This window comes from Alistipes sp. (assembly GCF_048465635.1).
Lineage (GTDB): Bacteria > Bacteroidota > Bacteroidia > Bacteroidales > Rikenellaceae > Alistipes.
Genome location: NZ_DBFWLF010000028.1, coordinates 191,292 through 203,737 on the forward strand (window position 1 = coordinate 191,292; position 12,446 = coordinate 203,737).

Below are 12,446 nucleotides of genomic sequence, written 5' to 3' on the forward strand. Positions count from 1 at the left end.
AGATATGGCAGACGAAAAAATCATCTTCTCGATGGTGGGCGTTTCCAAAACGTTCACCAATCAGAAACGGGTGCTCAACAACATCTACCTCTCGTTCTTCTACGGGGCCAAGATCGGTATCATCGGTCTGAACGGCTCGGGTAAGTCGACGCTGATGAAGATCATTGCGGGCATCGACAAGAATTTTCAGGGCGAGGTCGTCTTCTCCCCGGGCTACACGGTGGGCTACCTCGAGCAGGAACCGCAGCTGGACGATTCGAAAACCGTCCGCGAGGTGGTCGAGGAGGGGTGCGCCTCGACGGTGGCGCTGCTGAAGGAGTACGAACAGATCAACGAAAAGCTCTGCGAGCCGATGTCCGACGATGAGATGGCCCGCCTGATCGAGCGGCAGGGCGAATTGTACGAACAGATCGACCACGTGAACGGCTGGGAGCTGGACAGCGTGCTCGAGCGTGCGATGGACGCGCTGCGCTGCCCGGACCCCGGGCAGTCGGTCAAGGTGCTGTCGGGCGGTGAGCGCCGCCGCGTGGCCCTGTGCCGTCTGCTGTTGCAGCAGCCCGACGTGCTGCTGCTCGACGAGCCGACCAACCACCTCGACGCCGAGTCCATCGACTGGCTGGAGCAACATTTACAGCAGTATAAGGGTACAGTGATCGCCGTGACCCACGACCGTTACTTCCTCGACAACGTGGCCGGATGGATTCTGGAGCTCGACCGCGGCGAGGGCATCCCCTGGAAGGGCAACTACTCGGGCTGGCTCGAGCAGAAGACCACGCGCATGGCCATGGAGGAGAAGCAGGAGTCGAAGCGCCGCAAGACGCTCGAACGCGAGCTGGAGTGGGTGCGCATGTCCCCCTCGGGCCGTCACGCCAAGTCGAAGGCGCGTCTTTCGGCCTACGACCGGATGATGAACGAGGATGCGAAGCAGAAGGAGGAGAAGCTGGAGATCTTCATCCCCAACGGTCCCCGTCTGGGCGATGTGGTGATCGAGGCGCAGGGGGTCAAGAAGGCGTTCGGCGACCGGGTGCTCTACGAGGGGCTCGACTTCTCGCTGCCGCCCGCCGGCATCGTGGGCGTGATCGGTCCCAACGGCACGGGCAAAACCACCCTGTTCCGCATGATCATGGGGCTGGAGGAGCCTACCGAAGGTTCGTTCCGCGTGGGTCCGACCGTGAAGCTGGCCTACGTGGACCAGCAGCACAAGTCGATCGACCCCGAAAAGACGGTTTATGAGGTGATCTCGGGCGGCGCGGACCTCATCATGCTGGGCAACCGGCAGGTCAATGCCCGCGCCTATGTCGCGCGCTTCAACTTCTCGGGCGCCGATCAGGAGAAGAAGTGCGGCATGCTTTCGGGCGGCGAGCGCAACCGCCTCCACCTGGCCCTCGCGCTTAAGGAGGAAGGTAATGTACTGCTGCTGGACGAGCCGACCAACGACATCGACGTCAATACGCTGCGTGCATTGGAGGAGGGCCTCGAAAACTTCGCCGGCTGCGCCGTGGTGATCTCCCACGACCGTTGGTTCCTCGACCGTATCGCCACGCACATCCTCTCGTTCGAGGGAGATTCGAAGGTGGTTTTCTACCAGGGTTCGTACAGCGAATACGAGGAGTGGAAGCGGGCGCAGGGCGGCGACACGCAGCCCCACCGCGTGAAATATAAGAAGTTGATGGAATAATTCCGATCTTATGGCACAAAAACCATCCATACCCAAGGGCACGCGCGACTTCTCCCCCGCGGAGATGATGCGCCGCCAGTACATTTTCGAAACGATCAAGGGCGTGTTCCGCACCTACGGCTTCGCGCCGCTCGAAACCCCCTCGATGGAGAACCTCTCCACGCTGCTGGGCAAATACGGCGACGAGGGCGACAAGCTCCTCTTCAAAATCCTCAATTCGGGCGACTACGCCGCCGGACTTTCGGACGAGGAGGTGCGCAACGCCTCGAAGATTTGCGAGAAAGGGTTGCGCTACGACCTGACGGTTCCGTTCGCCCGCTACGTCGTGCAGCACCAGGGCGAGCTGGCCTTCCCGTTCAAGCGCTACCAGATTCAGCCCGTTTGGCGCGCCGACCGACCGCAAAAGGGGCGTTACCGCGAATTTTACCAGTGCGATGTGGACGTGATCGGCACGCGCTCGCTGCTTTGCGAGGTCGAACTGGTTGAGATCGTCGAACGGGTGTTCCGGGCGCTGGGGATTCGTGTGGCGCTCAAGATGAACAATCGCAAAATCCTCTGCGGCATTGCGGAAGCGATCGGCCATGCCGACAAGATGATGGACATCACGGTGGCCATCGACAAGCTCGAGAAGATCGGTTTGGACAACGTGAAGGCCGAACTGCTGGAGCGCGGCCTAAGGCAGGAGGCGGTCGACCGACTGCAACCGATCCTCGAACTGAGCGGGGACAACACGCAGAAACTCTACCGGTTGAGCGAGGTGCTCGCGGCGTCGGAGACGGGCATGAAGGGCATCGGGGAGATGCGCACGATCTTCGGTCGGCTCGAACGTGCCGGTCTCGATCTACCTGTGGAACTGGACCTCTCGCTGGCACGCGGATTGAACTACTACACGGGAGCGATCTTCGAGGTGAAGGCGCTCGATTTCGCCATCGGTTCGATCTGCGGCGGCGGCCGCTACGACGATCTGACAGGTATTTTCGGACTGCCGAACCTCTCGGGCGTCGGCATCTCGTTCGGAGCCGACCGCATCTACGACGTGATGACGGGGTTGGAGCTTTTTCCCGAGGAGGTCGGCTGCTCGACGCGGGTGCTCTTCACCAACCTTGGCGAGGCCGAGCAGGATGCCGCCCTGCCCCTGCTGCGCGCGCTGCGCGATGCGGGTGTCGCCGCCGAAATCTACCCGGAGAGCGGCAAGATGAAGAAGCAGATGGAGTACGCCAACCGACGCGCCATCCCTTTCGTGGCCATCATCGGCTCGCAGGAGCTGGAGGCCGGAGCCGCCACGGTCAAGGACATGCGTTCGGGCGAACAGCGGCAGGTGGCCTTCGGTGAGCTGGTTGAAAACTTTAGATAATTGATTTTATGCGCTTGTTTCTGATGATATTATCGCTGCTCTCTTTCCTGCCCCTCGCGGCGCAGGAACTCTCCTCCATGCAGCAGATGCAGAAACTGGCGCAGGTCTACCGCTACCTTTCGGGTCTCTACGTCGACGAGGTGGATATGGCGCCGCTGACCGAGAGCGCCATCCGCGGCATGCTCGAAGAGCTCGATCCCCACTCGGCCTATATCGGGGCCGAGGAGATGAAGGGCGTGGAGGAGAGCTTCGAGGGGGAGTTCAGCGGCATCGGGGTCGAATTTTCGATTCTGCGCGACACGGTCCGCGTGGTCAACACCATCGCGGGCGGTCCGGCCGAACGGGTCGGGGTGCTGCCCAATGACCGGATCGTGAGGATCGACACGGTCGATGCGGTGGGATTCCGCCAGACGGACGTGCCCAAACATCTGCGCGGCAAGACCGGAACGCGGGTCGAGATCGACGTGGTGCGTCCGGGCGAGCCGGAACGGCTCCACTTCGTCATCGTGCGCGACAAGATTCCGCTCAACACGGTCGATGCGGCCTACCTGGCTGCCGACGGGATCGGTTATATCAAGGTCAACCGCTTCGGACGCACCACCATATCCGAGTTCCGCGACGCCTACGAGAAGCTGGGCCGCCCGGGGAGCCTGATCCTCGACCTCAGGGGCAACGGCGGCGGACTGATGGATCAGGCGATCGAGATGGCCGGATTCTTCCTGCCGCGCGGGGCGACGATCGTCTCGACCGAGGGGCGTGCCGTGCCGGCCATGTCGTTCCGCGCCCAGAGCAACGGCGGCGACGTGCACGGTCCGCTGGTGGTGCTGATCGACGAGACGTCGGCTTCGGCCTCGGAGATCGTCTCGGGAGCCGTGCAGGACTGGGACCGCGGACTGGTCGTCGGTCGGCCCAGCTTCGGCAAGGGGCTGGTGCAGCGGCAGATCGGATTGGGCGACGGTTCGGCCGTGCGCATCACCGTGGCACGCTACCACACCCCCTCCGGGCGCGTGATCCAGCGCCCCTACGAAAAGGGCAAGCGGCGCGAATACTACCTCGACCACCTGCGCCGCTACGACGGGGCGGTGCGCGATTCGCTCGATGCGGCGGCTCCGGCCTACCGCACGCTGCGCACCGGACGCACGGTCTACGGCGGGGGCGGTATCTGGCCCGACGTGATCGTGGAGAGCGATACGACGGGTTTCACGACCTACTACGCCGATCTGATCCGCCGCGGCGTGGTAAACGAATACGTCATCTCCTATATGGACGATCATCGGGCGGCGCTGGAGCGCGAATACCCCACGTTCGAGGCGTTCGACAACGGTTACACCGTCCCGGACGCGATGCTTGCGGCGCTGGCCGCCCTGGGGGCCGAGCGCGGAGTGAAAACCGACGAAAAGGCGCTGGAGGAGTCTGCGCCCCTGATGCGTATTCAGCTCAAGGCGCTCGTGGCGCAGCGTCTGTTCGGTACGGAGGCTTTCTATCGGGTGATGAATGCCGGACGCAAAGATGCGTTTAGCAAAGCCGTCACGCTGTTGAAGGATTGGGAACGGCAGGGCCTTCCCTTGCTGGAGGGGAAAAATTAATCCGAAGTTTTTTGCGATTTTCGTATTTTTCGTGTATATTCGTATACACGAACGAATTGATTTGTATACCCCATCAACCCTGAAACCACGACCGTCATGTCATCCCAAGCTGCGCCTCGCCGCGAGAGCGAGGAATATGGAGATCAAATTCTGACCAAAGCCGTCAAGGCCGGCCGCCGAACCTACTTCTTCGACGTGCGCGCCACGCGTGCGGACGACTACTTCCTGACCATCACCGAGAGCCGCAAGATCACCAACCCCGACGGGAGCTGCTCCTACGACCGGCACAAGCTGTTCCTGTATAAGGAGGATTTCGCCAAGTTTTCGGACGGCTTGCAGGAGGTGCTCGATTTCATACGCCGCAGCAAACCCGAATTTTTCGAACAGCAGAAAGAGGAGGCCGGACAGATTTAGTTCCGGCGTTTTCGCAAGGCTGCCCTGTAACTTATTGCTTCATCCTCGCGGACGAGGTTGAAGGGAGCGTCGGCCGTTTCCGGAAACGAGTGATGGTCAGGTGGCGTACTGCTTGCCCGGGGGGGCAGTTTGCGTTTCGGCAAAATGCAAACTTACTTGCCTTGCCTTGCCTGTGGTTGGGCCGTATTGGTAAAACTCAAATACATTGATTCTTCCCTCGTCTTGCACACTTTACGGGAGATTAACTCCCGCTTAGACAGGCTTCGGTTTTGCTCTCGGCTTGCATTACTTTGCCGGAGATAAACTCCGGCTTAGATATGCTGCGCCTCGGCAAAATGCAAACTGCGTTTGCTTTTGCTCTCGGCTTGCACTATCTTTGTCCAAAATTTCCGGGAAGGGGACGACCGCAACGACGGGATACGGCATGCCCGTACGTGAACGTTCCGACCGGATAACCTGACGGATATGAAATTTTCCCACTACCTGATCCTTGCGCTCAAAGGGTGCGCCATGGGCATGGCCGACGTCGTTCCGGGTGTTTCGGGCGGCACGATTGCCTTTATCTCGGGCATTTACGAAGAGCTGATCGACTCGATCCGCCGCGTCGACCTTACGGCGCTCAAACTGCTCGTCCGGGGTCGTTTCGGCGAATTTTGGCGGCATATCAACGGCCGCTTCCTGCTGCCCGTGCTGCTGGGTATCGGCGTGGCGATCTTCTCGCTGGCGCGGCTGATGACCTACCTGCTGACGAACCACCCCATCGCCATCTGGTCGTTCTTTTTCGGATTGATCGTCGCTTCGGCGGTGCTCGTGTCCAAGCAGATCGGCAAATGGGACCTGCGGACCGTCGCCGCTTTCGTCATCGGGGTCGCCGCAGCGTGGTGGATCACCGTCGCCTCGCCCGCCGAGACGCCCAACGACTGGTGGTTTGTGATGCTCTCGGGGGCCATCGCCATCTGCGCCATGATTCTGCCCGGCATTTCGGGGGCTTTCATCCTGCTCCTGCTGGGCAAGTACCAATATATCATGCACGCCGTGGGTGCGATGGACATTCCCGTCATCCTGATCTTCGTCGTCGGGGCCGTGGCGGGTATCATCTCTTTCTCGCATCTGCTCTCGTGGCTGCTGAAGCACTGGCACGACGTGACGGTGGCCGTGCTGATGGGCTTCATGATCGGGTCGCTCAATAAGGTATGGCCGTGGAAAGAGGTGCTGGAAACCTATACGGACAGCCACGGCAAGGTGCAGCCGCTCGTCGAAGCCAACGTCCTGCCGGGGCGCTTCGAGGCGCTGACACAGCAGGACGCCCAGCTGGGAGAGGCCGTAGTGCTTTGTCTGGTCGGTCTGTTTTCGATCTACTGCATCGAGCTGGCAGCGCGCATCATCCTCAAGAAAAAGGAGCGGTAACCATGCGGCGCTTCGGGATAATCGGCCAGCCGCTCGGGCACTCGGCTTCGGCGGCCTACTTCACGGAGAAGTTCGCCCGCGAAGGGCTTGCGGACCATACCTACGAGCGTTTCAAACTTCGAACGATCGCCGAACTTCCCGCCCTGCTGGCCACGCCCGATCTGTGCGGGCTGAATGTCACGATCCCCTACAAACGCGAGGCGATCGCCCTGTTGGACGATCTTTCGTATGAAGCGCGCGCGATCGGGGCCGTGAACTGCATCTGCCGCGATGCCGACGGCCGTTTCTCGGGGCATAATACGGATATTGTCGGATTGCGGGCCGCTCTGGACGAATTGCTCAAAGGCGACATGCCCGAAGAGGCGCTGATCCTCGGTACGGGAGGGGCGTCGCAGGCCGTTCAGTTCGCCTTGGCGGAGCGCGGCATCCCCTACGCGCTCGTTTCGCGCGATGCCGCCCGAGGCAACTACACCTATGATAATCTGCCGTGTGAGGTGGTCGAGCGCAGCCGATTGATTGTCAACGCATCGCCCGTAGGGACCTACCCCGCTGTCGAAGAGGCGCCGCGCATCCCCTACGCCTACGTCACGCCCCGTCACTACCTGCTGGATTTGGTTTACAATCCGCCGCTGACGCAGTTTCTCGATTACGGTCGCCAGCGCGGCGCGCAGGTGCTCAACGGAGAGGTGATGTTCCGCGCGCAGGCCGATGCCTCGTGGCGCATCTGGAACGAATGAAACCCTTAACCAAAAATTAAAATACGATGAAAAAGAGAATTTTGCTGGTAGTCGCTTTTTTTTATTGGGGGGGGGTATTCGCTCAAAGCGTAACTCCTCCCCGATTCAACGGCACGGACATTAACCTCTTTCTGGCCCGCCTAACAGCATCGGCCGAACGCATTGCGATCGAAGAGCGGATTCCTTGCGATTCGCTCCCGTCCGAAATGGCGATCGCTTTCCGAATCGACAGAACGGGCGCGGTGGAGAATTGGCGGGTGATCGACAACACCTGCGAGGGGGACGACAGCTGCGGACTGGAATCCGCCACGCAGACTGCCCGGCGGTTGATGCGCCGGGCTTTCGAGGGGATGGAGGGGACGTGGAGCCCGGCTTTGCAGGACGGTCGGCCGATCGGTTACCGCCTGCAGCTGACGATCCGCATCCCGGTCGAGCGGATCGAGCGGATGCAGAATCCCGATCCGCTGCTCTTTCTGGGCAGGAACCCCGACGAAAGTTTTCATGACTGGGTGCGCATCCGGGTGCGGCACGACGGTCGGTTCGAAGGAAAGGAAGGACTGACGCGCATCCGGTTCTTCATCGAAGCGGACGGGCGCATCACCATCGACCAGGTGTTGACAACGCCCGACGAGCGTCAGGCGAAGGAGATTATCCGTGTGATCCGCAACAGCCGCAGGCATTGGACGCCCCGCAAGGTCGACGGCGTACCCCAGCGCACGGAATATGTCTACGGCATCAATCTGACGTAAACACCGCTTCCGCTCACAACCGACTCACCCCAGGCCGCCGCGGCCGCGGGCTTTCCGCAGGGCAAGGTCGGACCCTCCCAACGAAAAGGAGCCATCGCGGATGGCTCCTTTTCGTTATCTGAGCTGCAGCAGCGTGCGGGCCTTCTCGAAATCGTCTTCGCGGACGACCAGCTGGGCGGGCATGGTTCCGATCGGATAGATGGCCGACATATACTCGTTGCGGATGGTGGACCAGATGCCGGCGCTGTCGAGCATCGACTTGCTGATCTCGGCTTCCATGATGGTGTTGTATTCCGCCAATACAACCATAGTTTCGTCTTGCATAGTTTCCCCCTTTTAATGGATATTTAAAGATAAGCATTTTGTTGATAAAATGCAATAGTCACGCCGGGAATTTTGCGGAAATATCGCTATCTTTGTCCGGGTTGAACCCGACCCGGCCGCTGCGCCCGTTTCCGATGCGGCGGCGGCTTCTGCGGGAGCTCAACCGAAAATAAAGCGATCAAGCAATGCCCGAATTCGTCCATCTGCACGTCCACACGCAATACTCCATCCTCGACGGCGCCGCGGCCGTCAAGCCGCTCATCAAGCGGGCCAAGGCGCTCGGCATGACGGCGCTGGCCATCACCGACCACGGCAACATGTACGGGGTGAAGAACTTCCACGACACAGCCACCGAGAACGGCATCAAGCCCATCCTCGGCTGCGAGGTCTATGTGGTGAAGAACCGCTTCGAGAAGGACAAGGACGAGAAGGCCGGCGACCACCTGATCCTGCTGGCCAAGAATCTGGAGGGGTATCACAACCTCTGCAAGATGGTCTCCTACTCCTTCACCGAGGGCTTCTACTACAAGCCCCGTGTGGACAAGCAGCTGCTCGAACAGTACCACGAGGGGCTGATTTGCTGCTCGGCCTGTCTGGGCGGCGAGCTGCCGCAGGCGGTCATGCACAACGACATGGAGGAGGCCGAACGCGTGGTGCAGTGGTTCAAGGGGGTCTTCGGGGAGGACTACTACCTCGAAATGCAGCTCCACCCCTCGGGCGACCGGCAGAAGGACGAGGATGTCTACGAGAACCAGCTGCGCGTCAACGAGGCGATCCTGAAACTGGCGGCCAAATACGGCATCAAATACATCTGTTCGAACGATGTGCACTTCATCCTGGCGGAGGATGCCCCGGCGCACGACCACCTAATCTGCCTCAATACGGGCCGCGATCTTGACGATCCGAACCGGATGCGTTATACGTTCCAGGAGTACCTCAAGTCGCCCGAAGAGATGCTCTCGCTCTTCCCCGACCACCCCGAGGCGCTGGAGACCACGCTGGAGATCGCGGCCAAGTGCGAGGACTACAAGCTCACGCACGCCCCGCTGATGCCCAACTTCCCGCCGCCGGAGGATTTCCCCATCGTGCTGGACGAACTGAGGGCTTCGTTCATCAAGAAGATCGAGGACGGGGAGCTGCTGCGGCAGATCGCCGCCTGCACCTCGGTGGCCGAACTCGAAGCACTGGTGGCCCCGGACAAGGAGCTTTCGGACCGGCTGATGGTCGCCAAGCAATACTGTTACCTCAAGGACCTGACGTATAAGGGGGCGCATGTCCGCTACGGCGAGGTGCTCGACGGGAAGGTCACCGAGCGGCTGCAATACGAGCTGGACACCATCGAGTGGATGGGATTCCCGGGCTACTTCCTCATCGTATGGGACTACATCCGCGCCGCGCGCGAGATGGGCGTATCGGTCGGCCCGGGGCGTGGCTCCGCCGCCGGATCGGTGGTCGCCTACTGTCTTAAAATCACGAATATCGACCCGCTCAAATACGACCTGCTGTTCGAGCGTTTCCTCAATCCCGAGCGCATCTCGCTGCCCGATGTCGACGTGGATTTCGACGAGGACGGCCGCGCCGATGTGCTGCGCTACTGCGTGCAGAAGTACGGTCAGAAGCGCGTGGCGCAGATCGTGACGTTCGGCACGATGGCCCCCAAGATGGCCATCAAGGACGTGGCCCGCGTGCAGAAGCTGGCCCTGTCGGAGAGCGACCGTCTCTCGAAGCTGGTTCCCGACAAGCTCACCCCCGACAAGAAGCACGGCGAAACTCCGTTCGACTTCGTGTACAAGGAGTCGCCCGAGCTGGCCGCCGAGCGCGAATCGCCCAATCCGCTGATCCGCAATACGCTCAAATACGCCGAGAAGCTCGAAGGCTCGATCCGCCAGACGGGCGTGCACGCCTGCGGCGTGATCATCGGCCAGGACGATCTGGAAAAGTTCGCCCCGATGGCCATCGCCAAGGATGCCGACCTGAACGTGGTGGAGTTTGAGGGCAAGGAGGTCGAGAGCGTCGGACTGATCAAGATGGACTTTCTGGGGCTGCGCACCCTCTCGATCATCAAGGACGCGGTGGAGAACGTCAAGGCCGTGCACGGCGTCGACGTGGACATCGACTCGGTGTCGCTGGACGACGCCGAAACCTACGAGGTTTTCGCCCGCGGCGACACGACCGGCCTGTTCCAGTTCGAGTCCCCGGGCATGAAAAAGCACCTGCGCAACCTCAAACCCAACCGCTTCGAGGACCTGATCGCCATGAACGCCCTCTATCGTCCGGGGCCGATGGAGTATATCCCCAACTTCATCGCCCGCAAGCACGGACTGGAGCCGGTGACCTACGAGATCGCCGACATGGAGGAGTACCTGAGCGACACCTACGGCATCACGGTCTACCAGGAGCAGGTCATGCTGCTGTCGCAGAAGCTGGCCGGCTTCACGGGCGGCGAGGCCGACACGCTGCGCAAGGCGATGGGCAAGAAGAAGCGCGACGTGCTGGACAAGATGAAGCCCAAGTTCATCGAGGGGTGTCGGCAGCGCGGACACGACGAGAAGATCTGCGACAAGATCTGGGGCGACTGGGAGGCGTTTGCCTCCTACGCTTTCAACAAGTCGCATTCGACCTGCTACGCCTACGTGGCCTATCAGACGGGCTACCTGAAGGCACACTACCCTTCGGAGTTCATGGCGGCGCTGCTGAGCCGAAACCTCACGGACATCAAGCAGCTGACGCTCTACATGAACGAGTGCAAGCGCATGGGCATCCGCGTGCTGGGGCCCGACATCAACGAGTCGATGCGCACCTTCGCCTCGAACAAGGCGGGCGACGTGCGCTTCGGACTGGCGGCCGTAAAGGGCGTCGGCGAGGCGGCCGTGGAGAGCATCATCGCCGAGCGCAAGGCCAACGGGCGGTTCAAGGACATCTACGACTTCATGGAGCGGGTCAACTACTCCACCGTCAACCGCAAATGTCTCGAAAACCTCGCTTATGCGGGTGCTTTCGACGAGATCACGGGCTTCCACCGCGGCAAGTTCTTCGGGTCGGATGCGCGCGACAGCAGCAGCGTCACGTTCATCGAACTGCTGATGCGCTACGGGCAGCGGTTCCAGGCCGAGAAGAGCAACGCTCAGCAGAGCCTCTTCGGAGGCGGCGGCGAGGTGGACATTCAGCGTCCTGTGCTGCCGGCCTGTGCCGACTGGACGCAGCTGGAGACGCTGGCCAAAGAGCGCGAGATGATCGGTCTCTACCTTTCGGCCCATCCGCTGGACGACTATAAGGTGATCATCGACCACATGTGCAAGACGCAGCTTACGGAGCTGGACAACCTCGAAAACCTCAAGGGGCAGGAGATCGGCGTGGCGGGCATGGTCGTCAGCGTGCAGAACCTGATGACCAAGACGGGCAAGCCGTGGGGCAAGTTCGTGCTGGAGGACTACAACGGGACCCACGAATTCGCGCTGTTCAGCAAGGATTACGAGAACTTCCGCAAGTACCTCTTCACGGACTACTTCCTCTTTATCCGGGGCAAGGTGCAGCCCAAGCCCTACAATGATCAGGAGCTGGAGTTCAAGGTCATTTCGATGGTGCAGCTGCAGGAGATGCGCGACACGATGATCAAGGAGATTTCGCTGCTGCTGCCCGTGGAGGAGGTGACGGCGGAATTGGTGCGCGATCTGTCGGAGCGGGTGCGTGCATCGAAGGGCGATACCCTGCTGCGGGTGAACGTCATCGACCGGGAGTCGCAGGTGACGGTCAAACTCTTCTCGAAAGGGTTCAAGGTCAGCCTTACGCAGTCGCTGGTATCGTATTTGGACGACAACGAGATCAAGTATTCGATCGCATAAACATAAAAGGGAAGGCATAACATCTAAAACATAAAAACTATGGCATTAGCAATCAACAACGACAATTTTGACGAGGTGCTCGCCTCCGGGCAACCCGTGGTAATCGACTTCTGGGCCGAATGGTGCGGTCCCTGCCGCATGATGTCGCCCATCGTGGATGAACTGGCCGCCGAATACGAGGGGCGCGCCGTCATCGCCAAGTGCGACGTGGAGGCGAATGACGATATCACGATGAAGTACGGCGTGCGGAACATCCCGACGATCATCTTCCTGAAGAACGGCGAGCTGGCCGACAAGCAGGTCGGCGCGTGCTCGAAGGAGGCGCTGAAGGCGAAACTCGAAAAACTCCTCTAAG

General features: G+C 60.7%; 10 protein-coding genes. 9 read left to right on the plus strand and 1 reads right to left on the minus strand.

Annotated features, from left to right (window positions below):
- The first annotated feature begins 4 nt into the window (after positions 1 to 4).
- The 7 genes from ettA to ACMO9O_RS10500 all read left to right on the plus strand — a co-directional run bounded on the left by ettA (position 5) and on the right by ACMO9O_RS10500 (position 7,925).
- Positions 5 to 1,678 carry an energy-dependent translational throttle protein EttA gene (gene ettA, locus ACMO9O_RS10470; RefSeq protein WP_418983812.1) on the plus strand — a complete coding sequence of 558 codons (1,674 nt, stop codon included), beginning with the start codon at positions 5 to 7 and terminating at the stop codon, positions 1,676 to 1,678.
- A gap of 10 nt (positions 1,679 to 1,688) precedes the next feature.
- Positions 1,689 to 3,032, plus strand: coding sequence for a histidine--tRNA ligase (gene hisS / locus ACMO9O_RS10475; protein WP_418983813.1), 1,344 nt, complete (start codon positions 1,689 to 1,691; stop codon positions 3,030 to 3,032).
- An 8-nt stretch (positions 3,033 to 3,040) separates the two neighbouring features.
- On the plus strand, positions 3,041 to 4,618 hold the full coding sequence (locus ACMO9O_RS10480; RefSeq protein WP_418983814.1) for a S41 family peptidase: 1,578 nt from the start codon (positions 3,041 to 3,043) through the stop codon (positions 4,616 to 4,618).
- Positions 4,619 to 4,714: 96 nt separating this feature from the next.
- Positions 4,715 to 5,032, plus strand: a complete 318-nt coding sequence (locus ACMO9O_RS10485; protein ID WP_418983815.1) for a DUF3276 family protein — start codon at positions 4,715 to 4,717, stop codon at positions 5,030 to 5,032.
- A gap of 465 nt (positions 5,033 to 5,497) precedes the next feature.
- Positions 5,498 to 6,439, plus strand: coding sequence for a DUF368 domain-containing protein (locus ACMO9O_RS10490; RefSeq protein WP_418983816.1), 942 nt, complete (start codon positions 5,498 to 5,500; stop codon positions 6,437 to 6,439).
- 2 nt (positions 6,440 to 6,441) lie between these two features.
- Complete coding sequence (locus ACMO9O_RS10495) at positions 6,442 to 7,176, plus strand: shikimate dehydrogenase family protein (RefSeq protein WP_418983817.1); 735 nt, start codon at positions 6,442 to 6,444, stop codon at positions 7,174 to 7,176.
- Positions 7,177 to 7,382: 206 nt separating this feature from the next.
- Positions 7,383 to 7,925, plus strand: a complete 543-nt coding sequence (locus ACMO9O_RS10500) for an energy transducer TonB (RefSeq protein ID WP_418983818.1) — start codon at positions 7,383 to 7,385, stop codon at positions 7,923 to 7,925.
- Between the two features lie 114 nt (positions 7,926 to 8,039).
- On the opposite strand, the gene ACMO9O_RS10505 is transcribed toward ACMO9O_RS10500, so the two are convergent.
- Entirely contained in the window at positions 8,040 to 8,249 is a 210-nt protein-coding gene (locus ACMO9O_RS10505) for a DUF2007 domain-containing protein (RefSeq protein WP_418983819.1), read from the minus strand.
- A 185-nt stretch (positions 8,250 to 8,434) separates the two neighbouring features.
- On the opposite strand from ACMO9O_RS10505, the gene dnaE reads away from it, so the two are divergent.
- Complete coding sequence (gene dnaE / locus ACMO9O_RS10510) at positions 8,435 to 12,091, plus strand: DNA polymerase III subunit alpha (protein ID WP_418983820.1); 3,657 nt, start codon at positions 8,435 to 8,437, stop codon at positions 12,089 to 12,091.
- 39 nt (positions 12,092 to 12,130) lie between these two features.
- Positions 12,131 to 12,445 carry a thioredoxin gene (gene trxA, locus ACMO9O_RS10515; RefSeq protein WP_418983821.1) on the plus strand — a complete coding sequence of 105 codons (315 nt, stop codon included), beginning with the start codon at positions 12,131 to 12,133 and terminating at the stop codon, positions 12,443 to 12,445.
- Position 12,446: the final 1 nt, after the last annotated feature.